At 71.6% G+C, this 22,135-nt stretch carries 22 protein-coding genes; 9 read left to right on the top strand and 13 right to left on the bottom strand.

Going from position 1 to position 22,135, the window contains the following annotated elements:
- Nucleotides 1–33: 33 nt before the first annotated feature.
- The 4 genes from ACFQ6S_RS23320 to ACFQ6S_RS23305 all read right to left on the bottom strand — a co-directional run bounded on the left by ACFQ6S_RS23320 (nucleotide 34) and on the right by ACFQ6S_RS23305 (nucleotide 4,782).
- Entirely contained in the window at nucleotides 34–1,572 is a 1,539-nt protein-coding gene (locus ACFQ6S_RS23320) for a PstS family phosphate ABC transporter substrate-binding protein (protein ID WP_383413008.1), read from the bottom strand.
- A gap of 130 nt (nucleotides 1,573–1,702) precedes the next feature.
- On the bottom strand, nucleotides 1,703–3,646 hold the full coding sequence (locus tag ACFQ6S_RS23315; protein ID WP_383412880.1) for a protein kinase: 1,944 nt from the start codon (nucleotides 3,644–3,646) through the stop codon (nucleotides 1,703–1,705).
- A gap of 78 nt (nucleotides 3,647–3,724) precedes the next feature.
- The gene (locus ACFQ6S_RS23310) at nucleotides 3,725–4,183 is read right to left on the bottom strand and encodes a MarR family winged helix-turn-helix transcriptional regulator (RefSeq protein ID WP_383412877.1); all 459 of its coding nucleotides are present in this window, start codon (nucleotides 4,181–4,183) and stop codon (nucleotides 3,725–3,727) included.
- Nucleotides 4,180–4,782: a type 1 glutamine amidotransferase family protein gene (locus ACFQ6S_RS23305; protein WP_383412874.1), complete on the bottom strand. Its 603-nt coding sequence runs from the start codon at nucleotides 4,780–4,782 to the stop codon at nucleotides 4,180–4,182. The genes ACFQ6S_RS23310 and ACFQ6S_RS23305 overlap by 4 nt, the downstream gene beginning before the upstream one ends.
- Before the next feature lie 182 nt (nucleotides 4,783–4,964).
- Here ACFQ6S_RS23305 and ACFQ6S_RS23300 point away from each other — a divergent pair, with 182 nt between their 5' ends.
- The 4 genes from ACFQ6S_RS23300 (at nucleotide 4,965) to ACFQ6S_RS23285 (ending at nucleotide 10,479) form a co-directional block, all read left to right on the top strand.
- Nucleotides 4,965–6,320: an aspartate aminotransferase family protein gene (locus ACFQ6S_RS23300; RefSeq protein ID WP_383412871.1), complete on the top strand. Its 1,356-nt coding sequence runs from the start codon at nucleotides 4,965–4,967 to the stop codon at nucleotides 6,318–6,320.
- Between the two features lie 144 nt (nucleotides 6,321–6,464).
- Complete coding sequence (locus tag ACFQ6S_RS23295; RefSeq protein ID WP_383412868.1) at nucleotides 6,465–7,166, top strand: GntR family transcriptional regulator; 702 nt, start codon at nucleotides 6,465–6,467, stop codon at nucleotides 7,164–7,166.
- Nucleotides 7,167–7,270: 104 nt separating this feature from the next.
- Nucleotides 7,271–9,664: a dolichyl-phosphate beta-glucosyltransferase gene (locus tag ACFQ6S_RS23290; protein ID WP_383413006.1), complete on the top strand. Its 2,394-nt coding sequence runs from the start codon at nucleotides 7,271–7,273 to the stop codon at nucleotides 9,662–9,664.
- A 164-nt stretch (nucleotides 9,665–9,828) separates the two neighbouring features.
- Nucleotides 9,829–10,479, top strand: coding sequence for a hypothetical protein (locus ACFQ6S_RS23285; protein ID WP_383412865.1), 651 nt, complete (start codon nucleotides 9,829–9,831; stop codon nucleotides 10,477–10,479).
- Nucleotide 10,480: 1 nt separating this feature from the next.
- On the opposite strand, the gene ACFQ6S_RS23280 is transcribed toward ACFQ6S_RS23285, so the two are convergent.
- The 5 genes from ACFQ6S_RS23280 to ACFQ6S_RS23260 form a co-directional block, all read right to left on the bottom strand.
- The gene (locus ACFQ6S_RS23280; RefSeq protein ID WP_383412862.1) at nucleotides 10,481–10,771 is read right to left on the bottom strand and encodes a DUF3303 family protein; all 291 of its coding nucleotides are present in this window, start codon (nucleotides 10,769–10,771) and stop codon (nucleotides 10,481–10,483) included.
- Nucleotides 10,772–10,901: 130 nt separating this feature from the next.
- A complete protein-coding gene (locus ACFQ6S_RS23275) occupies nucleotides 10,902–11,345 on the bottom strand; it encodes a hypothetical protein (RefSeq protein WP_383412859.1) in 444 nt (147 codons plus the stop codon).
- Complete coding sequence (locus ACFQ6S_RS23270; RefSeq protein ID WP_383412856.1) at nucleotides 11,342–11,608, bottom strand: hypothetical protein; 267 nt, start codon at nucleotides 11,606–11,608, stop codon at nucleotides 11,342–11,344. The genes ACFQ6S_RS23275 and ACFQ6S_RS23270 overlap by 4 nt, the downstream gene beginning before the upstream one ends.
- A 50-nt stretch (nucleotides 11,609–11,658) precedes the next feature.
- Nucleotides 11,659–12,378 carry a hypothetical protein gene (locus ACFQ6S_RS23265; RefSeq protein ID WP_383412854.1) on the bottom strand — a complete coding sequence of 240 codons (720 nt, stop codon included), beginning with the start codon at nucleotides 12,376–12,378 and terminating at the stop codon, nucleotides 11,659–11,661.
- Nucleotides 12,375–12,770, bottom strand: a complete 396-nt coding sequence (locus tag ACFQ6S_RS23260; RefSeq protein ID WP_383412851.1) for a hypothetical protein — start codon at nucleotides 12,768–12,770, stop codon at nucleotides 12,375–12,377. The genes ACFQ6S_RS23265 and ACFQ6S_RS23260 overlap by 4 nt, the downstream gene beginning before the upstream one ends.
- A gap of 116 nt (nucleotides 12,771–12,886) precedes the next feature.
- Here ACFQ6S_RS23260 and ACFQ6S_RS23255 point away from each other — a divergent pair, with 116 nt between their 5' ends.
- The gene (locus ACFQ6S_RS23255) at nucleotides 12,887–13,732 is read left to right on the top strand and encodes a Scr1 family TA system antitoxin-like transcriptional regulator (RefSeq protein WP_383412848.1); all 846 of its coding nucleotides are present in this window, start codon (nucleotides 12,887–12,889) and stop codon (nucleotides 13,730–13,732) included.
- Nucleotides 13,729–13,926 carry a DUF397 domain-containing protein gene (locus ACFQ6S_RS23250; RefSeq protein ID WP_383412845.1) on the top strand — a complete coding sequence of 66 codons (198 nt, stop codon included), beginning with the start codon at nucleotides 13,729–13,731 and terminating at the stop codon, nucleotides 13,924–13,926. Before ACFQ6S_RS23255 ends, ACFQ6S_RS23250 begins: the two co-directional genes overlap by 4 nt.
- Here the strand turns inward: ACFQ6S_RS23250 and ACFQ6S_RS23245 are convergent.
- Both ACFQ6S_RS23245 and ACFQ6S_RS23240 read right to left on the bottom strand, forming a co-directional pair.
- Nucleotides 13,901–14,578, bottom strand: coding sequence for a response regulator (locus ACFQ6S_RS23245; protein ID WP_383412842.1), 678 nt, complete (start codon nucleotides 14,576–14,578; stop codon nucleotides 13,901–13,903). The genes ACFQ6S_RS23250 and ACFQ6S_RS23245 overlap by 26 nt on opposite strands.
- Nucleotides 14,575–15,882, bottom strand: a complete 1,308-nt coding sequence (locus ACFQ6S_RS23240) for a sensor histidine kinase (protein WP_383412839.1) — start codon at nucleotides 15,880–15,882, stop codon at nucleotides 14,575–14,577. Before ACFQ6S_RS23240 ends, ACFQ6S_RS23245 begins: the two co-directional genes overlap by 4 nt.
- Before the next feature lie 214 nt (nucleotides 15,883–16,096).
- Between ACFQ6S_RS23240 and ACFQ6S_RS23235 the strand changes: the two genes are divergently transcribed.
- A complete protein-coding gene (locus ACFQ6S_RS23235) occupies nucleotides 16,097–16,813 on the top strand; it encodes an ABC transporter ATP-binding protein (protein ID WP_383412837.1) in 717 nt (238 codons plus the stop codon).
- Nucleotides 16,810–19,194, top strand: a complete 2,385-nt coding sequence (locus ACFQ6S_RS23230; RefSeq protein ID WP_383412834.1) for an FtsX-like permease family protein — start codon at nucleotides 16,810–16,812, stop codon at nucleotides 19,192–19,194. The genes ACFQ6S_RS23235 and ACFQ6S_RS23230 overlap by 4 nt, the downstream gene beginning before the upstream one ends.
- Before the next feature lie 84 nt (nucleotides 19,195–19,278).
- On the opposite strand, the gene ACFQ6S_RS23225 is transcribed toward ACFQ6S_RS23230, so the two are convergent.
- Nucleotides 19,279–20,562 carry an adenylosuccinate synthase gene (locus ACFQ6S_RS23225; protein ID WP_383412831.1) on the bottom strand — a complete coding sequence of 428 codons (1,284 nt, stop codon included), beginning with the start codon at nucleotides 20,560–20,562 and terminating at the stop codon, nucleotides 19,279–19,281.
- Between the two features lie 197 nt (nucleotides 20,563–20,759).
- Between ACFQ6S_RS23225 and ACFQ6S_RS23220 the strand changes: the two genes are divergently transcribed.
- Entirely contained in the window at nucleotides 20,760–21,620 is an 861-nt protein-coding gene (locus tag ACFQ6S_RS23220) for a diacylglycerol kinase family protein (protein WP_383412829.1), read from the top strand.
- A gap of 12 nt (nucleotides 21,621–21,632) precedes the next feature.
- On the opposite strand, the gene ACFQ6S_RS23215 is transcribed toward ACFQ6S_RS23220, so the two are convergent.
- Nucleotides 21,633–22,130 (bottom strand): GbsR/MarR family transcriptional regulator, encoded by a 498-nt coding sequence (locus ACFQ6S_RS23215; RefSeq protein ID WP_383412826.1) that lies wholly within the window; start codon nucleotides 22,128–22,130, stop codon nucleotides 21,633–21,635.
- Nucleotides 22,131–22,135: the final 5 nt, after the last annotated feature.

Genomic DNA, 22,135 nt, shown 5'->3' with positions numbered 1-22,135 from the left:
TGGCAACCAACGGCAAGGGTGCGGTGCCGTGCCTCAGCGGCACAACTCCAGCCCCACCGGCGTGCCGCACGGCAGATGCCCCTGCGTCCGGATCACCTGCCGGCTGCTCTCCTTGTCCAGGTAGGCGAGAAACCCGGCGGTGAGCGAGTCGTCGGCCGCGGTGCCGTACGTGTAGGCGTACTCGATGTCCCGATAGGGGTAGGCGCTGTCGCCGCGCTCGATCTCGTCCACGTCCGCCCGGTCGCCGTCCAGCGCCACCGTCCGCACACCCTTGTGCCGGGCGGCGACACTCAGCTCGCTGTACCCGAGGGCACCGGGCTGCTCGGCGATCCTGTCCAGCACATCCCCGGTACTGGCGAGTTCGCACCGCGTCACGACGGTGACGGCGCCCTTGGGCGGCCGGCAGTCCAGTGACGTGCTCTGCGCCTGCTCCCACCCCCCGAGCACCCGGTCCTGGAACACCTGCCGGGTCCCCGAGCTGTCGCTGCGGCTGACGAGGACGATGGGCAGGTCGGCGACCGCCCTGCCGGCGGCCGGAAGCACCTCGCCCCACCGCTTGTACCGGCCCTTGTAGATGTCCCGCACCTGACGCACGGACAGCCCGTCGGGCCCGAGGTCGATCCCGTCGTTGACGGCGAGCGTGAAGACGGACAGCGCGACCTTCTTCCCCTTCAGGTCCAGCCGTTCGCCCAGCGGACCGTCGGAGAACGCGATCACCGACCGTGCCCTGTCCTTCGACCGGCCGGCCAGCGCGGCGAGTTCGCCCACACCGGCCTCGCTGCCGCGCGTCTGGACGTCGATCTCCGCACCCGCGCACTTGCCCTCGTACTGCTTCGCCAGCGTCGAGATCACCGGCTCGAACGCGGTCGACCCGATCACCGTCAACTCGCCCTGCTCGCATTCGATCGGGTTGCCGTCCCGGAAGACGACGATGCCCGCGAGGGCGAGGACGGAGAGGGTGAGCAGGGCGGTGAAGACCCGGGCCGGCAGGCTGAACATCGGCGACTTGTCGTCCGGCGTCGCACTGCGGTTGGGGTGCACCTCGCCGTCCCGGATGCCGCCGCGCAGCCGGATCTCGCTGCCCACGTCACCGCCGGACAGCAGCACCAGCAGCTTGTAGTAGTCGCCGGGGTTGAGCGGGACGCGCGGGATGCGCAGCCGGTTGTCCTCGTAGCCGAAGCCGCGCTGCGCGGTGAAGTGGTCCATCAGGTGGTCGATGTCGGTCGGCTGGGTGACCGAGACACCCCGGATGGTGCGGTCCGTGAACACCGCGGTGAGGCCATGGGGTCCGGGGCCCGTGTAGTCGTCGCGGTCGATGCTCTGCGAGCCGTCGTTCTCGACGCGCAGCAGCACGAGCGTCGCGTCGTCCATGTCCACGTCGAACAGCCCGAGCCGGACGTTGGCACGTCCCGAACGCACGTCGTCGCCTATCGGGTTGTCCATCTGGACGCGATAGCCGATGCGCTTCCTGCGCGGCACGCGCCGCTCGTACCAGACCATGACGCCCGACGCGACCACACCGAGCACCGCCGTGCCGACGGCCACGATGTTCTCTGCGCTCAGCCACTCCACAGTGGTGCCCCCGCCGCTCACCAGAGCCGTAGTGTGGGGTCACCGTACGTCCGTTCGGAGCCACCGTCGGTGCGTGGCCGCCGATGTTCGCCGTACGTTCAACTGCCTCACAGGAAACGCGACTTCATCCTCACTGCCTGGTGTACGTCAGCTTTTCCCCGCTGCTGGTGTTCACGCGCTCCAGCCTGCCGTCCGGCAGCAGCGTGATCTCGGTGGCCTCGCCCGGTGAGCAGGACGTGGCCGGACCGGCCGTCACGGTGGACGGGCCGATCTCCAACGGGCTGTCGCCGCCCGGCGCCCGGGTCAGCGTCGCCTCGAACTCGCAGTGATAGGTGCCGGTGCCGGCCGGGCCGTCGGCTACGAGGGAGAGGACGGTGTCACCGACCTCGCCCTGCCGGATGGTCAGCCGTCGGGTGTTCTGGCCGGTGTCGTTGTCGATCGAAGCCGTCCAGGTGCCCAGGTAACTCGCCGGGATCGCGCCGTCGGCGGGCTCGGAGGTGGCCGGGTCCGGAGAGGTGGCGGGGTCCGTCGGGTCGGAGGTGGCCGGGTCGGTCGCGGTGGCCGTGGCGGTCGGGCCGCCGCCGGCTCCGTCGTCACCGCCGCCGTTCATGAAGGCGTACACCGAACCACCTGCGGCGAGCGCGACCACCAGCGCGACGACGACGAGCGCCACCGTGGAACGACCGCTGCGGCGGGGGTCCTCGGGCGGGGGCGCGGGGAGGTACGGCACGGGCGGGTTGTAGGGCGGGGTGCTGCCGTAGGACGGGCCGGGGCCGTACGAAGGGGCGAAGCCGTACGCCGGATGGGGCCCGGGCGGCGTCGGACCCGGCGGCGTGTTCGGGGCGGCCGGAGGGTAGCCGTACGCCGGCTGCTGCGGGTGCTGCTGGGGGTAGCCGTACGCCGGGTGGGCCGGGGTGTCCCCGGGGGCGGCGGCGTCCCCGAAGGCACCGCCGGGCGGGGTGCGGGGGCTCGGCGGCGGGGTCGGGCCGCTCCGGGTCGCGGCCACCGTGGGGAGTTGGTCCGGCGGTGTCGCCGGGGCGGCCGGGGAGTGCTCGGGGGAGGCGGCGGGGGTCGGCTCCGCGGAACCGGGCCCATCCGAGCCCGCCCGCGCCGGATCGCCCTGTCGGGCGGGGACCTGCGCGGCCCCCGGCCCCACCGGATCCTCCGCATCCAGCAATCGCACCGCGTGCCGCCCGAGCTGCGCCACCAGCGCGCTCGGCAGCCAGGGATCACGGGACCGGCCACCGGAGACGGTGTCCTCGGCCCCCGTACGCTCCAGGATCCTCTCGAGCGTCGGGCGGGCGCCGGGGTCCTTGCGCAGACAGTCCCGCACCAGTTCGGCGATCCCCTCGGGCACCCCCTCCAGATCGGGTTCCTCCTGGGCGATCCGGAACATCACGGCGTGCGCGCCACTGTCGATGGACCCGAAGGGCAGCCTGCCGGTCGCGGCGTACGCGAGGACCGAGCCCAGGCAGAACACGTCGCACGCGGGCGTGATCCGGTCCCCGCGCACCTGCTCGGGCGCCATGAACCCCGGCGACCCGACGAGCGCTCCGGTGCGGGTGAGCCCGCTCTCGTCGACCGTCTCCAGCGCGCGTGCGATGCCGAAGTCGATGACGCGCGGCCCGTCGATGGTGACCAGGACGTTGGAGGGCTTCAGATCGCGGTGCACGATCCCCGCGGCATGGATGTCCCTGAGAGCGTGCGCCAGCCCGGCCGTCAGGATCCGCACCGAACGCTCGGGCAGCGCCCCGTGGTCGTGCCCGACCACCTGCTGGAGGCTGGGCCCGGCGACATACCCGGTGGCGACCCAGGGCACCTCGGCCTCGGTGTCCGCGTCGAGCACCGGCGCGGTCCAGAACCCGCCGACCTGCCGGGCGGCCTGCACCTCCTGCCGGAACCGTGCGCGGAACTCCTCCTGTGCGGCCAGCTCCCGCCGTACGAGCTTCACGGCGACGGTACGCCCCCGGTCCGACCGGGCGAGATAGACGTCCCCCATGCCGCCCGCGCCCAGCCGCGCCAGCAGCCGGTACACCCCAATGTGCTGCGGATCCCCGGGCCCCAGCTTCTCCATCGCACGCCCCCAACCAGCCCCCGCCTATGCGTCGGCCCCACGATAGTGCGGCATTTACGGAGGTGAGCGGCCCGGTGTCTACGGTTCCGTAACAGGAACGGCGAGGTCGTCGAGCACCGTCGACAACCGTTCCAGAATCCGTACGGCATCGGCGAGTTCGTCCTCCCCGAAAGCCGCCGCCAGCCGCTCGGCGAAAGCGGCGTGGCCGGGGTCGACACGGGAGATCGCCGCGCGCCCCTCCTTGGTCGGCGCGAGGAGCTTGGCACGGCGGTGGGCGGGGTTGGGCCGGTACTCCGCGAGTCCCTTCTCCACCAGCAGGTCGGCGATGCGCTGCACGCTCTGCCGGGTGATGCCCATGGCGCGGGCGATGCCGGAGACGGGCAGGGGCTCGCCGAGCACCGCGCCCAGCACCTGCCACCAGGCCGCCGTCAGCCCGGAGGGCCGGGCCAGTTCCTCGGCGACCGCGAGGAACTGGCCGTTGAGCCTGAAGACACCGAGCGCGCCACGGCTGAGCAGGTCCTGGCGGGTGCGGCTCACTGCCCGGCCTTCTCGAGGACGGCGTACGCCTCCGCGTCGGAGTCGTGGAACAGCCGGTACCAGGCGTCCAGCACCTCGCCCTCGTACACCCCGAGCAGCCGGAAGATCTCCCGGGCGAAGGCGACCGGCTCGGTGGGTCCGGCGGTGATCAGCTTGCCGTCGGTGACCGCATCGGCGTCGACGTACCGCTCGCCGCCGCCGTAGCCCGTGGCCGCGAGGTAGAAGGAGACGGCGCTGGTGTGGGCACGGTCGTCGAGCAGACCCTCGCGGGCAAGCCCGGCGGTGGCCCCGCAGATCGCGGCGACGGGCACCCCGGCGTCGAGGAACTCGCGCGCCTTGCGGGCGAAGGGCGCGAGGTCGCCGCTCGTGTCCCACAGGTCGGCGCCCGGGAGGATCAGCAGCGAGCTGTCCTCGGGCCGTACGTCGTCCAGGGCGAGGTCGGGCAGCACGCTCAGCCCGCCGATGCTCCGCACGGGCCGCGTGGACGGGCCGACGGTGCGGATGTCGTGGCCGGCGCGGGCGAGATGGGCGGTGGCGTGCCCCGTCTCCCAGTCGGCGTAGGTGTCATAGACGGCGAGGTGCACGGGCTTGGTGCTCATGACTGCTCCTCCTGCAGACTCCGAGGGCTCCGACGCCTTCGGGCATGACAGTAGACTGCCATCTCGACAGCTTACTGTCAATCAATTCCCGCCCGCCCTGTCGACACCTTGTCGCGGAAACCCCCGGACCGCAGACAGGACGCCGATATCTCGCCCACCCCGCGCACTCCTACGCTCACCGCATGACCCCTCAGCCAGATCCCGAGGTCGGCGCCGCCGTGAAGGCCGCGGACCGTGCGCATGTCTTTCACTCCTGGTCCGCGCAGGAACTCATCGACCCGCTCGCCGTCGCCGGCGCGGAGGGGTCGTACTTCTGGGACTACGACGGCAGGCGCTTCCTCGACTTCGCCAGCGGGCTCGTCTTCACCAACGTCGGCTACCAGCACCCCAAGGTCGTCGCCGCGATCCAGGAGCAGGCCGCGCGGATGACGACCTTCGCGCCCGCCTTCGCGGTCGAGGCGCGGTCGGAGGCGGCGCGGCTGATCGCCGAGCGGACGCCGGGCGACCTGGACAAGATCTTCTTCACCAACGGCGGTGCGGACGCCGTGGAGCACGCCGTACGGATGGCCCGGCTGCACACCGGGCGGCCGAAGGTGCTGTCCGCGTACCGGTCGTACCACGGCGGCACCCAGCAGGCCGTGAACATCACCGGCGACCCGCGCCGCTGGGCCTCCGACAGTGCCGCGGCCGGGGTCGTGCACTTCTGGGCGCCCTACCTGTACCGCTCCCGCTTCTACGCGGAGACCGAGGAGCAGGAGTGCGCGCGGGCGCTGGAGCACCTGGAGACGACGATCGCCTTCGAGGGGCCGTCGACCATCGCCGCGATCATCCTGGAGACGATCCCGGGGACGGCCGGAATCATGATCCCGCCGCCCGGCTACCTCGCCGGCGTCCGTGAGCTCTGCGACAAGTACGGGATCGTCTTCATCCTGGACGAGGTCATGACCGGCTTCGGGCGGACCGGGGAGTGGTTCGCGGCGGACCTCTTCGATGTGACGCCTGACCTGATGACCTTCGCCAAGGGCGTGAACTCCGGGTATGTGCCGCTGGGCGGTGTGGCCATCTCCGGGGCGGTCGCGGAGACCTTCGCGAAGCGGCCCTACCCGGGCGGTCTGACGTACTCGGGCCATCCGCTGGCCTGTGCCGCCGCCGCCGCGACGATCGGCGTCATGGCCGAGGAGGGCCTCGTCGAGAACGCCGCGCGGCTCGGCGCGGACGTGGTCGGCCCGGCGCTGCGGGAGCTGGCCGAGCGGCATCCGTGCGTGGGCGAGGTGCGGGGCGTCGGGATGTTCTGGGCGCTCGAACTGGTCAAGGACCGGCAGACCCGTGAGCCGCTGGTCCCCTACAACGCGGCCGGCGAGGCCAACGCCCCCATGACCGCGTTCGGCTCCGCCGCGAAGGCCGGGGGCATCTGGCCGTTCGTGAACATGAACCGCACGCATGTCGTCCCGCCGTGCAATGTGAGCGAGGCCGAGCTGAAGGAAGGGCTGGCGGCGTTGGACGCCGCGCTGTCGGTGGCGGACGATTACACGTCGTAGCCACCAGGGGCGCTGCCCCTTTTCCGGGCGAGGAAAAGCCGGGGGCCGCAGAAACGTCCCTCGAAACCCGAACGCGTAAGGTGGCGTGCTCGTAGACATATACGTGCACGCCACCTCATCGCGACGACGGGAGACGCCCTGACCATGCCCGGCACCGGCAGCAACGGCTCCGTCACGCGAAGTACCCTGCGCCAGCAGATCGCCGACGCGCTGCGGGACGAGGTACTGGCCGGGCGCCTCCAGGCGGGCCGCGAGTTCACCGTCAAGGAGATCGCCGAACAGTACGGGGTCTCAGCCACCCCGGTACGCGAAGCCCTCGTCGACCTCTCCGCACAGGGCCTCCTGGAGGCCGACCAGCACCGCGGCTTCCGTGTCCACGAGTACTCAGTGGCGGACTACCGCGACATCGTCGAGGCCCGCGGCCTGGTCACCGACGGCATGTTCCAGGTCCTGGCCACCGACCGCTCGACGCACCGTGACCCCGACAACCCACGCGTCGCCGCCGCCGTGGCCGGAGTGCGGCGCCGCGCCGAGGAGGCACAGCGCGCCGCCGCCGCCGGCGACCTCACCGTGCTCATCGGCTACGACCTGCGCTTCTGGCGCGAACTCGCCACCCTCTTCGGCAACCCCTACCTCGCCGACTTCCTGCACCGGCTGCGCCTGCAGTCCTGGGTCTGCGCGGTCCAGCACCTGCTCCGCCTGGACGATCTGCGCGGCCGGCTGTGGTCGGGGCACACCGACCTGGTCGACGCCCTGATGCGCCGCGACCTGCCCACCGCACGCTCGATCATCGCCGCCAACGACGCGGACTCCGTCGCCCTGATCGAGCGACTGGCGGCCGAGTGAGCCGTGAGCGGGGCCTGCCGGAGCTCTCCGCACCGGACTCGGCCGAGCCCGGCCCGGTCGACCCCGGCTCCGTCACCCCCGAGTCCTGCGATCTCTCCGTCGTCATCCCCGCCTACAACGAGCAACACCGCCTGACCCCCACCCTCGACACCCTCACCGGCCACCTGGCCGCCGAGGACGCCCGCTGGGGCGAGTGGGAGATCATCGTCGCCGACGACGGCTCCACCGACGCCACCCGCGACCTCGTCAGCGTCCGCCAGGACCCCCGTATCCATCTGGTCACCGGCACCCGCAACCGCGGCAAGGGCCATGCCCTGCGGCTCGGCGTCGCCGCCTCCCGAGGCCGCCGTGTGCTGGTCACCGACGCCGATCTCGCGACGCCGATCGAGGAGCTGGAGCGGCTCGACAAGGCGCTCGCCGAGGGCAACTCGGCGGCGATCGGCTCCCGTTCGGTCCCCGGCGCCACCATCGGCGACCGCCAGCACCGGCTGCGCGAACTCCTGGGCCGCGCCGGGAACCTGCTGATACGCGGCACGGCCCTCCCCGGCATCCGCGACACCCAGTGCGGTTTCAAGCTCTACGACGGCGACCGCGCCCGCGAGGCCTACGCCGCCTCCCGCGTCAACGGCTGGGGCATAGACGTCGAGGTGTTAGGGCATCTGCGGCGCGCCGGGCTGCCCATCGCGGAGGTCCCCGTCCGCTGGTCCCACCAGCCCGGCTCGAAGGTCGGCCCCCTCGACTACGTCCGCGTCCTCACCGAGATCATCCGCATCGCGCTGCGCTCCCTGCGCCCCGCCGACCTCTTCGCCGGCTTCCTGTTCCTCCTGATGTCGGTGGCCCTCTACTCCGGCCGTTTCTTCGCGCCGGCCCACCGCTACCTCCCCGACTCCCTGCGCGACCAGAACCAGTGGGAGTGGTTCTTCGCGGTCACCGCGGACAACGTCGCCCATTTCCGCAACCCCCTCTTCACCGACCTCCAGGGCTTCCCCGACGGCGTCAATCTCATGGCCAACACGGTCATGCTCGGCATGTCCGTCCCCCTCACACCGCTCACGCTCGCCGCCGGGCCCGCGGTCACCCTCAGCCTGGTCATGACGCTGGGACTCGCCGCCACCGCGGCCGCCTGGTACCGGCTGATCGTCAAGTACGTCGTCCGCGGGAGGATCGCGGCCTTCCTGGGCGCGTCCCTCGCCGCCTTCGCCCCGCCGATGGTCAGCCACGCCCACGCGCACCCGAACTTCGTGGTCCTGTTCATGATCCCGCTGATCATCGACCGCGCCCTGCGCCTGTGCACGGGCGCCCGGGTGGCACGGGACGGGGTGCTGCTGGGCCTGATGGCGGCGTACCAGGTCTTCCTGGGCGAGGAACCGCTGCTGCTGACGGCGCTGGGCCTGCTGCTCTTCGCCGCCGCCTACGCGGTCGTCCGCCCGGACGCGGCGCGGGACTCATGGCGTCCGCTGCTCAGGGGCCTCCTCATCGGCGCCTCCGTCTGCCTCCCCCTGGTCGTGTATCCCCTGGTCTGGCAGTTCGCCGGCCCGCAGAGCTACACCGACATCGAGCACAACCCCCGCTCCTTCAACAGCCCCCTCGCCCTGCTCTCCTTCGCCGAGCGCTCCTGGCTCGCGGGCGACGCCCAGACGGCGAACGCCCTGGCCTTCAACACCACCGAGCAGAACGCCTTCTACGGCTGGCCGCTGGTCCTGCTCGCCTTCGCCGTCGTCGTACGGCTGTGGGAGCGGGCCCTGGTCAGAGCGCTGGCGTTCACGGCGGTGGTGGCGGCGTTCCTGTCGCTGGGGCGGGAGTTCCGCATCCCGCTGACCGACGTCACCCTTCCCGGCCCCTGGAAACTCCTCGCCGACATGCCGTTGTTCGAGGCGGTCATCGAGAGCCGGGTCGCGATGATCTGCGCCCCCGCGCTGGGGATGCTGCTCGCCCTCGCCCTCGACCGGCTGCTGACGGCACGCCGCCCGGCCGCGCGCTACGCCGGCCTGCTGGGCGTCGCCCTCGCCCTGCTCCCCCTGATCCCGGCCCCGCTGAGGGCCGTCGACCGCGTCGACGTGCCCGCCTTCGTCGCGGACGGCACCTGGAAGTCGTACGTCCGCGAGGGCGAGTCACTCGTGCCGGTGCCGTTGCCCGACCCCGCCGACGCGGAGGCGCTGCACTGGCAGACCGAGGCCGGCCTCGGCTTCAAGCTGCCGGGCGGCTACTTCAACGGCCCCTACGGCGACGAACGCGTCGGCATCTACGGCGCCGAGCCCCGCTTCACCTCCAACCTGCTGCGTGAGGTGCGCAACTCCGGCGACGTCCCGCCGGTCAATGAGTCGTGGCGGGAGCAGGCCCGGGTGGACCTGGCGTACTGGAAGGCGGGCGTACTGGTGCTGGCCCCGCAGCCGAACGACCGTGCGCTGCGGGCGACCGTGCACAAGCTGGTCGGCGAGCCCGGTAGGTGGGTCGGCGGAGTATGGGTATGGGACCTGCACGAGCGGGGACCTGGATGAGGAGCCCGTACGAGGAGCCGGGTGAGGAGCCGGCGTGAGGATCCCACATCCGCACAAATGGGCCTGCACGAGGGGTCCCTGCCCGAGCCGCACCGATTACCCTTCCCTGACCACTGTGCTTCGTCTGAGCCACGCCGTGCGACGTCTGTGTGAGGAGCCCTCTTTTGGCCTGTGACCTGTGGCTGGTACCGCTTGTCGATGTGTTGTGCCACACCCCCGACAACCCGTTCGCCGAGGAACTCGCGCAATACAACAAGGTACTCGCCGAGGCCGGGCTGCCACCGGTGCCCGTGTACCAGTACATGCCGGGCCTGTCCGGTGATGTCGCCCCGGTCGCCGGCTTCGACTACGACGCGCTGCACTTCCTGCGGCGCGCGTATCTGCTCCAGGTCTGCCGTCTCGAGGTCACCCCGGTCGACGAACTGGGCGGCGACTACGAGCAGCTGCTGGAGATGTTCGAGTCGACGGCCAAGCAGTCGCACCTGGTCTGGCACTACGACCACGCGGGCGCCTACGTCCCCGTCGACTTCCCGAACCCGCTGTCCAACGACGAACTCCTCGCGGGCGGCGGCCCCTTGGGCTCCGCCCAGTCACTCCTGCGCGAGCTGGAGTTCGTGGCCCCGGTGATCGGCATCGACCCGGCCAACCCCCCGGCGGCACCCCAAGCTCCGCTCGCCCCGACGGACTTGGAGGAACCGGCCGTTCCCGCCCCCTACGATCCGAGCCCCTTCGCCCGCGAACGGCATGTGTGGCTGGGGCTGCACGCGGCGGCGACGCGGAGTCTGGCCCAGGGGTCGATGATCGTCTTCAGCTGACCTACTTGAGCTGGGACAGGCCCTTCTGCAGGTCTTCGAGGTTCATCACCGGCGTGTAGTCCACGGTGGCGCCGAACTTCTGGAAGAGCTGCTCGGTGACCGGCGGCATCTGAGAGGTGTCCTGCATGTCGAAGACGAGGAACATCGAGCGAACGCCGTTGTCAGGGCCGAAGTAGGAGGCCTCCGGCTTGAAGGCCTCCATGACCTCCTGCATCAGCTGGGGCATCTTGCCGCTCCGGATGATTTCGTTCGTCTTGTCGGTGTCGAGATGGGCCTGGAGCAGTACGCGCATGACGTTCACCTTCTTCTGGTCGCCCCCTGCGACCTCACGCTAGGGGCGCCGGGCGTGCGTCGCCCGCTGACTGGTCCATCGGAGGCGGGGTCGAAGGGGGACACCGGGTCGGCGCCCCCTTCGAGCCTCCTCAGTTCTGCTCGACGATACGGATGGTGCGGATGCCCGTACCCCGGTAGCGGGTAGGTGTCCTGGTCAGGACCGGACGCCCGCGCGGCCACTCGACGGTGGGCAGGGCGAGATGGAGCACCTGCGCGCCGCTCCAGTCCGGCTCGTCCTTGCCCTCGTCGTCGGCACCCGCCGTCCGCAGGCGCTTACCGACGGCGGCAGCGGCCGAGAAGTCGAGCCCCTCGACATGGACCGACGGCAACGCGCCCAGGTGCTCGGCGACTCCGGCCCGCTCACGCTCGGCGGCGGCGATGCCGAGTGCCGGGATGTAGACCCGCAGGGTCGGGTCCTTCTCGGCCTCGACGACCAGCCGCGAGGCCATGCTGTTCCCCGCGCCGAGGGCGAGCGCGGCCGTGTCGTCGAAGATGACGGCGCGCGGCAGCGGGTACCGCTTCTCGTGCGTCACTGGACCTCTCCGATCCGCCCGGCTTCGAGGTCGGCCCACAGCTTCTCACCGGCCCGCTCGTCCTCCTCGGTGTACGGCCGCCCCAGGAAGTGCTCCTCGACGTACGCCTTGGTCTCCTCATACCGCTTCCGCAGCTCTTCCTGGGTGGGCGTGGCCCCGGCCAGCTCCGCCACGAAGTCCCGCATGCTCATCCCGCGCTCCCGGGCCAGCTCCTGCAGGCGGTCGCGGACAGCGGGGTCGACTTTGATCGTGGTGTCAGCCATGAGGAGAGTATACCGACGGTATACCACCTCAGGCCGCTCCAGTACGACGGTCATCGAACGCTCCATTCCTCTCGAAGGAACCGCCGGGCGAGGCCGCCCGGCTTACGGAAATCAACTTCAACTGCCCTTGCAGGCCCAGCTGTTGATGCCGCCGGGCGCCGCAGCCGGGCCTCGATGTGGCCATACGCCGTGCCCACCCACCGCGGCGCATCCCACGTCACCGCCGCCCGCACCTCGGCACTGCTCGCCCCCCGCCGCCACCACATCTCCACCAGCGGCGCGAGCCGCAGCGCCTCGCTGGCGTCGAGCGTGAGTCGCCGGTCGAAATCCCCCAACGAGAGCAGCAGCCGCGCCGCCGCGGCGGTGCCCACCCCCGACGACGCACGCCGACCCGGCACTTTTTCGGTTTCACCCGTTCGTGGCACGGCTTCGTACGGCGCGTCGAACACCTCGTAGACGACGGGGAGTTGGCTCGCCGCCTCCCCCTCGCATGTCACTCGCCGCAGATACCGGAGTTCCTCCAGCTCACGCAGAGCGGCGTCGATCCGCGACCGCTCTTCGACACGCGCCCTGGCAAGCACGCGGAGGGTGACGCGAGCACGGTTCGGAAGTGCCAGCAAGTACGTCAGTACGTTCACCGCGCACCAGGAGATGCTCCGGTCGCGGAGTAGGGCGGCAGACAGGCCTGAAAAGACGCGCGCTAAGGCCACGCAGAGCGACGATTGCAAGTCGGAACCACCTTTCCCCAGGCGGGAGTTCGCGTTCTTCACTCCTGCGAGTGAAGGACGGTGCACAGCAGCAGCGCGTGGACGAGGCGGTCGGGGACCGTGGGGCGGTAGCGCCAGCTCAAAGGCCAGGTGGAGCCGTCGAGGGCGGGCACCGGGATGTACGAGACATGGCCCGGGCCGGCGACGAAACGGGTCACTCCGTCGGGCCAGGCGCGGTGGGACGTACTGCCGACAGGCACGAGGAAGTAGACCCCGCGGCGCCCCGTCGCCGTCTCGACGATCGGCCCCGGATCACCGCCGGTCATGCTTGCCAGCCGGTCGGCGACGTCCCGCCCCTCCTCGCCGTCGACTCTGATCGCGTCGAACTGGACGCCCGCCTTGCGGAGTTGAACACCGGTTGCCGGGAGCCAGGTCAGGTCACTTTGCGCATTCACGGAGTCAGCTTGCGGGTGCGAAGCTAGCTTGATCCATGACTCTGCGTCGTCGGTTGAGCACGGTTGATTACCGGCGTCCGTCAGTTGTGACCGGTTGAGTTCGGTTGAGTTCGGAGGTGACCGCAATGGCGCGGGCGGAGAACAAGACAGAGGCAGGCGGTACGGCTCATTTGGTCGCCGCCCTCGCGAAGGCATTGCGGGAGCAACACGGGCTGACCCAGCCGCAGTTGGGGGACAAACTCGGGTACACGGCAGCGGCGGTGAGCGCGATGGAGACGTGTGCGCAGCCCGCGAGCGATCAGATGCTGGTGAAGTTGGAAGCGGAGATCGGTGGTGGGCTGGGGGTCTTCGAGAAGGCCCGCAAATGGATACTGCTGGAGAAATACCCGGCCCGTTTCCGGGGGTTCTCCGAGCTGGAGGCCCGGGCCGTCACCATCTGTTCGTACGAGACGCTGGTGGTCGACGGGCTGTTCCAGACGGAGGATTACGCGCGGGCATTGATCGGCGGCGGCTATCCGCCGTTGCCCGATCAGAAACGCGAGGAACTGGTTGAGGCGCGATTGGCCCGCAGGGCACTCTTCGACCGCAATCCTGCCCCGCTCATCGAGCTGATCCTCGAAGAGAGCGTGCTGCGTCGGCCGTTCGGAAGCTGGGAGATCATGCGCGGACAGCTGCACTCGCTCACCGAAGACGCCCAGCGGGAAAATGTCTGTGTACAGGTGCTGCCTCTGGATCGGGGGCTGCGCGGAACGTATGCAGGCGCCTGCGGTCCGATGCACCTCGTGGAAACCGAGGACCACCAGCACGTGATTTACCTGGAAGTGGAGGACCAAGGCATTCTGGTCAGCGACCCGGCCGAGGTGTCCCCACTTGCACAGCGCTATGCGAGGATCCGTTCACAGGCCCTGAGTCCCGATGAATCACTGGTCCTCATCAAGCGGTTGGCAGGAGAGGAACGATGACAGGCACCGGAAAACTTCGCTGGTTCAAGTCGAGCTACAGCGACAGCAGCGGCGGAGCCTGCGTCGAAGTCGCCCGCAGCCCCCACGCCACCCCCACCATCCACATACGCGACTCCAAGAACCCCGACGGCCCGAACCTCACCGTCTCCGGCGGGGCCTGGGCCGCCTTCACCTCGGGTCTCCCCCAGGGGTGACCAGCCCCGTCTCGTAGGCCACCACCACCGCCTGCGCGCGGTCGCGTAGGCGGAGCTTGGACAGGATGCGGGCGACGTGTGTCTTCACCGTGGCCTCGCTCAGGGCGAACCGGGAGGCGAGTTCGGCGTTGCTGAGGCCAGTGCCCAGTGCCTGGAGAACCTGCCGTTCGCGGGGTGTCAGAACCTCCAGGTCCCGGTGGAGCGCGGCGGTCGCCGTGTCCTGGGTGATGAAGCGCTCGACAAGGCGCCGGGTGATGGCCGGGGCGAGCAGCGCGTCGCCGGAGCGGGCCAGCCGGACGGCGGCGACGAGGTGTTCCGGTGTGACGTCCTTCAGCAGGAAGCCGCTGGCGCCCGCGGTGAGGGCGGCGTAGACGTAGCGGTCGAGGTCGTAGGTGGTGAGGATCAGGACGCGGGGCGGGTCGGGGATCACGCCGGAGAGGATGCGGCGGGTGGCCTCCAGCCCGTCGAGGCCCGGCATCCGGATGTCCATGAGGACGAGGTGGGGGCGGGTGCGCTCGACGGCCGCCACCGCCTGTTCGCCGTCCGCCGCCTCGGCCACCACGTCGATGCCGTCGGCGGTCAGGATCATGCTGAAGCCGGTGCGGACGAGGGCCTGGTCGTCGGCGATCACCACGCGGGGCGCGTCGGTCATGACACCCCCTCGGCTACCTCGTCCACCGGCTTCTCCACGGGTATGACGGCCCGTACCCGGAAACCTCCCGTGGGTCGTACGCCCGCCTCCAGCGTGCCGTCGTAGACGGCGAGCCGTTCGCGCAGACCCAGCAGGCCCCGGCCACCTCCGGGACCGGCCGGGATCGCGGCCGTGCCGCCGGTGTCGGACACCTCCACGTGCACGGCGTCGGGCATGTGGCCGACGGTCACCCGCACCCTCGACCCGGCGGCGTGCTTCACGACGTTCGTCAGCGCCTCCTGCACCACCCGGTACGCGGCCAGGTCGGCGCCCGCGACGAGCGGTGCCGGCGCGCCCGTGACGGACAGCTCGACGGGGACGCCGGTCGCTCGGACCCGGTCCACGAGTACGGTCACCTGAGCGAGGCCCGGCTGCGGGGCGAGGTCGACGTCTGCGGCGGGGTCCCGGCCGGACTCCCCGTCCATGGTCAACAGGCCCATCACATGGCGCAGTTCGGCCATCGCGGTGCGCCCGCCCGCCTCGACGGCCAGCAGCGCCTCACGGGCCCGGTCGGGCGCGGCGTCCATCACCTTGCGGGCCGCGCCCGCCTGGATCACCATCACGCTCACATTGTGGGTGACGACGTCATGCAACTCCCGGGCGATCCGGGCGCGTTCGCGCTCGACCGCGAGGCGGGTGGCGGTCTCCTGCTGTTCCTGGAGGTCACGGACGCGCTGCTGCCAGGTGTGGATGGCGTTCGCCCCGAGGCCGACCCCGAGCAGCACCAGGAACGGCACGAAGCCCGGCGTGAAGTACGGGAAGTACTCCTCGTGGAACACCGCCATCAACACCGCGCCGACCAGCACGCCGACCAGCGCCGGAACGCGGCGCGGGCTGTGCACCGCGGCGCTGTAGGCGGCGACCACGCACGACAGGAACGTGTACAGGGTCGCGCCCGTCGCACCGGAGCGCTGGCCGAACACCAGGGTCACACCGAGCACGGCCCAGAACGCGGCCAGCGGATAACGTCGGCGCACGATCAGGGGCAACGCGGTCAACGCGGCGAGGACCAGCTCCCCGGGATCGGCCGCGGGGCCCGCGAGTACGCCCGGCGGCCCGGGCGGCGGCGGCGCGACCGGCTCCCCCACGCCGAACGGCGCAACCCTCATCGCAGCGTCCTGATCCAGCGAGGCGCTCACCGTGCACACGGCCAGGACGAGGGCGAGGATCGCGTCGGCCGTCCACATCCACCGCGACGGCCGCGGCAGCGCCGTGACAACGGCCCGCCACCGCCGCGCGCCTGCCCGCCCGACCACCCCACTCATGGGCTCAGTCTGGCAAGGGCCCGGCGCTTGCCACATCCCTCCCGCCGTCGACCAACGCCAACGGGCCGTACATCTTCCTCGTACATCTCAGGGATGACGTTCCCGCCACGTCGCCCCGGCACGGTAGTCGCTCTCGCCGCCGCGGGCGACGCCCCGGGCCCGGCCCCGCCCCTAGCGTCGCGCCGAACCGTCAACCGCCGGCCGGGGAGGGCCCATGACCACGACCGCACCACCTGTGATCGACATCCGCGACGTGAGCAGGACGTACGGGGAAGGGCCGCCGGCGCTGGCCGGGGTGAGCCTGAGCGTGCGGGCCGGGGAGGCGCTGGCCGTCCTCGGGCCGTCGGGCAGCGGCAAGTCGACGCTGCTCAACCTGATCGCGGGCCTGGACCGGCCGAGCGGCGGGAGCGTCACCGTCGACGGGCAGCGGGTGGACCGGCTCGGCGAGGCCGCGTCGGCGAGGTACCGCAGGGCGCGGATCGGCATGGTCTTCCAGTTCTTCAACCTGCTGGAGGACATGACGGTCGCCGACAACGTCCTGCTTCCGGCCCAGCTCGCCGGCACACCCCGCGCCGAGGCCCGCCGCCGCGCTGCCGGTCTGCTGGCCCACCTCGGCATCGAGCGGCACGCGGACGCCCACCCCGGCAGGCTGTCGGGCGGGGAGCGGCAACGGGTGGCGGTCGCCCGCGCCCTGATGAACCGTCCGGCACTGCTGCTCGCCGACGAGCCCACCGGCGCGCTGGACACCGCCTCCGGCGAGGACGTGCGGGAACTGCTGGCCGCGCTCAACGCGGACGGGCAGACGATCGTGCTGGTCACACATGATCTGGGGCTCGCCAAGTCCTGTGCCTCCCGCACGATCGAGCTGGTCGACGGGCAGATCGTCCGGGACTCCCAGGACGTCCGGGGCACACCGGCGGTGGCCCGGTGAGCGCCCTGGGCAGGGTGGTGCGCGCGGGGGTGGGGCGGCGCCGGATACAGACCCTGGTGATGATCCTGACCACGCTCGTCGCGGTCACCGCGTCCGTCGTGGCCGCCGGTGTGCTCACGGCGTCCCGGGCGCCGTTCGAGCACGCGATGGCCGAGCAGCACGGCGCCCACCTGGCCGCGCAGTTCGACGGCGACGAGGTCACCGAGCCGGAACTCGCCGCCACCGCTCGCGCGTCCGGCGTGAGCGCCGCGGCCGGCCCCTTCCGGACCCTCGAACTGCGCCCGCGCACGGTCTCGGCCTCCGCCCCGATTCCGGCCGGTGTCACGTTGCCCGCGCTGACCGTGGCCGGTCGCGCGGACGCCGCGGGGCCGGTCGACCGGCTGCGGCTCGTCGCGGGCGCCTGGGCCACCCGGCCCGGCCAGATCGTGCTGGCGGAGGCCGACTCACCGCTGCGTCCGGGCGCCCGGCTGACCTTCCCCGACCTGCCGGGCAGCCCGACGCTGACCGTGGTCGGCCTGGCCCGGTCGGTGACCGGCACCGCCGACGCGTGGGTGACCCCCGCCCAGGCCGAGGCGCTGACCACGAAGTCCGGTGCTCCCACGTACGAAATGCTCTACCGCTTCCGGCACGCCGGCACCGACGCGCAGATGTCCACCGCGCGTGCCGCGATCGCCGCCGCCGTGCCCTCGGGCGCGCTGACCGCGACGCGGTCCCACCTCGTCGTCCGGCAGGAACAGCTCGCCAACGCGCTGGCGTTCGTTCCCTTCGTGGCCGCCTTCGGTGTGCTCGGTCTGGCCATGTCGGTGCTGATCATCGGCATCGTCGTCAGCGGCGCGGTGGGCGCCGCCACCCGGCGCATCGGCATCCTCAAGTCCCTCGGCTTCACCCCGGCCCAGGTGGTGCGGGCGTACGTCGCCCAGGCGCTGGCCCCGACCGCGGTCGGCTGCGCCCTCGGTGTGGCCCTCGGCAATGTGCTGGCGGGCCCGGTCCTCGGCGACGTCGAGGACGTCTACAGCGGCGCGCCCGCCTCGGTGCCCTGGTGGGTCGACGTGGCGGCACCCGCCGTCGCCCTCGCGCTGGTCGCCGTCGCCGCCCTCGTGCCCGCGCTGCGCGCCGGCCGGCTGCGCACCGTGGAGGCGATCTCCGCGGGGCGTACGGCGGGCACCGCACGGGGGCGCGTGGCCCGGCGGCTGACCGGGCGGCTGCCGGTGCCGCGCCCGATCGGTCTCGGTCTGGCGCACCCCTTCGCCCGCCCCGCCCGTTCGCTGACGACGGCCGCCGCGGTGGCCTTCGCCGCCGTCACGGTCACGTTCGCGGTCGGGCTGGCCCTGACGCTCGGCGCGGTGCAGTCGAACCGGATGCTCGACTCGGCCGCTCCGGTCGTCGTGGACACAGGTGGCGGGCAGGGGCCGCCCGGCGCGCAGGTCGTCCGCGCCCCCGGTCAGCCCGCGAAGGCGCCGGCCGACCCGGCCGAGGTCACTGCCGCCCTGCGCGCGCAGGAGGGGACTCGCCGCTTCTACGGCACCGCCCAGGCGGAGGTCGGCGCGTCGGGCGTCACCGGCCGGACCACCGTGACCGCGTACGAGGGCGACACTTCGTGGGCCGCCCCGGAGCTGGTCTCGGGCACCTGGTTGACCGGCCCCGGCCAAGCGGTGGTCACCGAGCGCTTCCTGCACGCCGCCGGAATCGCGGTCGGTGACAGCCTGACCCTCACGGAGGCCGGCCGCCGCACCACCGTCCGCATCGTCGGCGAGGCGTTCTTCACCGAGGACGACGGCATGACCGTGCTGTCCGCGGCCACCACTCTCACCGCCCTGGGCCTGGAAGCCGAGCCGACCCGGTTCTACGTCGACACGGACCCTGGAACCTCCGAGTCGGCCTACCTGACCTCCCTGAACGAGACCCTGGACGCCATCGGCGCGTACGCCCACCCGGGCGGTGACGACTCCTCCAGCGTGATCGCGGCCATGGACGCGCTGATCGGCATGCTGACGCTGCTGCTCGTCACGGTCGCGGGCCTGGGCGTGCTCAACACGGTCGTCCTCGACACCCGCGACCGCGTCCACGACCTCGGCGTCCACAAGTCCCTGGGCATGACACCCCGCCAGATCGTGGGCATGGTGCTCACGTCGGTCGCCGGCATCGGTCTGCTCGCCTCGGTCGCCGGGATTCCGCTCGGAGTGGCCCTGCACCACTACGTGACACCGCTCATGGGCGACGCGGTGGGGATGAACCTGCCCGGCTCGTACATCGCCGTCTACGCCACGCCGATCCTGGCCCTGCTCCTGCTGGGCGGCCTGACGATCGCGGTGGCGGGCGCCCTGCTCCCGGCGGGCTGGGCGGCCAGGACGGACGCGGCCAGGGCGCTGCGCACGGAGTGAGGCGGCCCGCGGCCGCCCTTCGTCCGACGGGTGAACGCGGGAGCGCCCGGCCGGAGAACCGGCCGGGCGCTCGCACGTGCGGCCCTACAGGAACGAGTTGATCTCGATCGTCTCGTCCCGGCCCGGACCCACGCCGATCGCGGAGATCGGGGCGCCGGACATCTCCTCCAGCGCCTTGACGTAGTTCTGGGCGTTCTTCGGCAGGTCGGAGAACGACTTCGCCCCGGTGATGTCCTCGGACCAGCCCGGGAGGGTCTCGTAGACCGGCTTCGCGTGGTGGAAGTCCGACTGCGAGTACGGCAGTTCCTCGACCCGCTTGCCGTCGATCTCGTACGCCACACAGACCGGGATCTGCTCCCAGCCGGTGAGGACGTCGAGCTTGGTGAGGAAGAAGTCGGTCAGGCCGTTCACGCGGGTCGCGTAGCGGGCGATGACCGCGTCGAACCAGCCGCAGCGGCGGTCACGGCCGGTCGTGACACCCCGCTCGCCGCCGATGCGGCGCAGCGCCTCGCCGTCCTCGTCGAACAGCTCGGTCGGGAACGGACCGGCGCCGACCCGGGTCGTGTACGCCTTGAGGATGCCGATGACGCGGCTGATCTTCGTCGGGCCCACGCCCGCGCCCGTGCAGGCACCGCCCGCCGTCGGGTTCGAGGAGGTGACGAAGGGGTAGGTCCCGTGGTCGATGTCGAGCAGGGTGCCCTGCCCGCCCTCGAAGAGGACCACCTTGTCGTCCTCCAGCGCCTGGTTGAGGACCAGGACCGTGTCGGCGACGTACGGCTTGATCTTCTCGGCGTAGCCCAGCAGCTCCTCGACGACCTGCTCGACGGCGATCGCGCGCCGGTTGTAGAGCTTGGTGAGGACCTGGTTCTTGACGTCGAGGGCGGCTTCGACCTTCTGGGTGAGGATCGACTCGTCGTAGAGGTCCTGGACCCGGATGCCCACGCGGTTGATCTTGTCGGCGTAGGTCGGGCCGATGCCGCGCCCGGTGGTGCCGATCTTCCGCTTGCCGAGGAAGCGTTCCGTCACCTTGTCCACCGTCACGTTGTAAGGCGTGATGATGTGCGCGTTTCCGCTGAGGAGGAGCTTGGACGTGTCGACGCCACGCTCGTTCAGACCGCTCAGCTCGGAGAGCAGGACCGACGGGTCGACGACGACGCCGTTGCCGATGACCGGGGTGCATCCCGGGGAGAGGATGCCGGAGGGGAGAAGGTGGAGGGCATACTTCTGGTCGCCGACGACGACCGTATGGCCGGCGTTGTTGCCGCCCTGATAGCGGACCACGTAGTCGACGGATCCGCCGAGCAGGTCGGTGGCCTTCCCTTTACCCTCGTCACCCCACTGAGCACCGAGCAGCACAAGTGCGGGCACGCGCGTACACCCCTTCCGGGCGGGGCATGTCCAAGGTCAGGGGTGACACACGGAGGTCTTCCACCGTGTGCACCACGACCGTCCGCGACCGTCGTTGGCCGCGAACCGTCGGACCGGATGGCCCCGGAATAGACGAAGCCCCTGGCGCAATAGCGCAAGGGGCTCTTGCACAAAGATGCTACCCGAGGAAGCGAGGCATGGCCGAGGTGGCGACTTTCGCGATGTCCGATCAGCTGCTGGTGGTGATCGATCCGATCGCCCGGAGGACGGACGGCGAGTCTGTCAGGATCGCGAAAGACGTGCTCAGCGCGGGTGCGGCGACGAAAGTGTGCCTGCCGGAGGACCCGGACGAATTCGCCCGCGCACTGGCGAAACGCGGGTCGCGCAGGCCCGTGGTCGTCGGCGACGACGGGGCCCTGCTGCGCACGGTGGCGCTGCTGCACCGGCAGCGGCAGCTGGCCGAATGCGTGCTGTCGGTGGTGCCGGTCGGGGGTGCGCTGTCACTGGCCGGATCCCTGGGGGTGCCGACGGGGGCGGTCGCGGCGGCGCGGGCGGTGCTGGACGGGGTGGAGCGGCGGCTGGATCTGCTCGTGGACGACAGCGACGGGGTGGTGCTGGGCGGGCTGCGGATCCCGCCGATACGGGACCCCGCCGCGCCGGTCGGGGCGAGCGCGGTGGGGCCGGGGGCGGGGCGGCCGTGGTTGCGGACGTGCCAGTCGCTCGTACGGACGCTGGTGCCGGCCCGGGGTGCGCCGGTACCGGGATCGCCCGGCCCGGCGCGGCTGCGCGTCGAGGTCGACGGGGCGACGCTGGTGGACCTCGACCAGCCGGTGGAGGGGGTGTCGGTGACGCCGGGGGGTGCGGGGGTGGTCGAGGTGGAGGTGCGGCCGGCCTCGGTGGGGGCGGAGGCCTCGCCGCTGCGGGCCGAGGGGCGGACGGTGACCGTGTCGGGGGCGCATTTCCGGTACCGGGCGGACGCTGCGGTCTCCGGGCCCGTACGCAGACGGACCTGGACGGTGGGGGAAGGCGCGCTGCGGTTGGTGCTGCCGGGGCGGTGAGCCCCGGGAGGGTCAGCCCTGCCCGAAGATCTCCTCGCGGTGCACCCGCCAGCGCTCCATCATGGCCGCGACCTCTCCCTCGACGAACTCGAAGAAGGCGAGCGTCTCGGCCAGGCGGCGTCCCGCCGGGGTGTCGGCACCGAGGCTGGTGACACCCTCACGCAGGGCCGACTCCCACCGCTTGAGGACGGCTTCGCGGTTGGTGAGGGCCTCGTACCACTGGTCGCCGTGCACCCGGTAGCGCTCCCGGCGCGATCCGGGCTCCCGCTCACGCGAGACCATGTGCGTCTGGGCCAGGTAGCGCACCGCGCCGGAGACCGCCGCGGGGCTGATGCGCAGCTGTTCGCTCAGTTCGGCGGAGGTCAGCACACCTTTGTCGGAGGCGAGCAGCGCGGCGAAGACCCGGGCGGCCATGCGCTGCATCCCCGCCTCCACCAGCTGCGCCGCGAAGGACTCCACGAACTTCGACACGGACTCCGCGTCCCGGCCGACCCCGACTGACTCCGTCATCCGTC

It is taken from the genome of Streptomyces sp. NPDC056479, from assembly GCF_042795335.1.
In the GTDB taxonomy this organism is placed as follows: domain Bacteria; phylum Actinomycetota; class Actinomycetes; order Streptomycetales; family Streptomycetaceae; genus Streptomyces.
This window is presented reverse-complemented; position numbering and strand designations above follow the sequence as displayed.

Coding starts and splice junctions, on each gene's coding strand:
- ACFQ6S_RS23315 (WP_383412880.1), bottom strand. CDS start 3,646: ATGGAGAAGCTGGGGCCCGGGGATCCGCAGCACATTGGGGTGTACCGG.
- ACFQ6S_RS23305 (WP_383412874.1), bottom strand. CDS start 4,782: ATGAGCACCAAGCCCGTGCACCTCGCCGTCTATGACACCTACGCCGAC.
- ACFQ6S_RS23300 (WP_383412871.1), top strand. CDS start 4,965: ATGACCCCTCAGCCAGATCCCGAGGTCGGCGCCGCCGTGAAGGCCGCG.
- ACFQ6S_RS23295 (WP_383412868.1), top strand. CDS start 6,465: ATGCCCGGCACCGGCAGCAACGGCTCCGTCACGCGAAGTACCCTGCGC.
- ACFQ6S_RS23280 (WP_383412862.1), bottom strand. CDS start 10,771: ATGCGCGTACTGCTCCAGGCCCATCTCGACACCGACAAGACGAACGAA.
- ACFQ6S_RS23270 (WP_383412856.1), bottom strand. CDS start 11,608: ATGGCTGACACCACGATCAAAGTCGACCCCGCTGTCCGCGACCGCCTG.
- ACFQ6S_RS23250 (WP_383412845.1), top strand. CDS start 13,729: ATGACAGGCACCGGAAAACTTCGCTGGTTCAAGTCGAGCTACAGCGAC.
- ACFQ6S_RS23245 (WP_383412842.1), bottom strand. CDS start 14,578: ATGACCGACGCGCCCCGCGTGGTGATCGCCGACGACCAGGCCCTCGTC.
- ACFQ6S_RS23240 (WP_383412839.1), bottom strand. CDS start 15,882: ATGAGTGGGGTGGTCGGGCGGGCAGGCGCGCGGCGGTGGCGGGCCGTT.
- ACFQ6S_RS23235 (WP_383412837.1), top strand. CDS start 16,097: ATGACCACGACCGCACCACCTGTGATCGACATCCGCGACGTGAGCAGG.
- ACFQ6S_RS23220 (WP_383412829.1), top strand. CDS start 20,760: ATGGCCGAGGTGGCGACTTTCGCGATGTCCGATCAGCTGCTGGTGGTG.
- ACFQ6S_RS23215 (WP_383412826.1), bottom strand. CDS start 22,130: ATGACGGAGTCAGTCGGGGTCGGCCGGGACGCGGAGTCCGTGTCGAAG.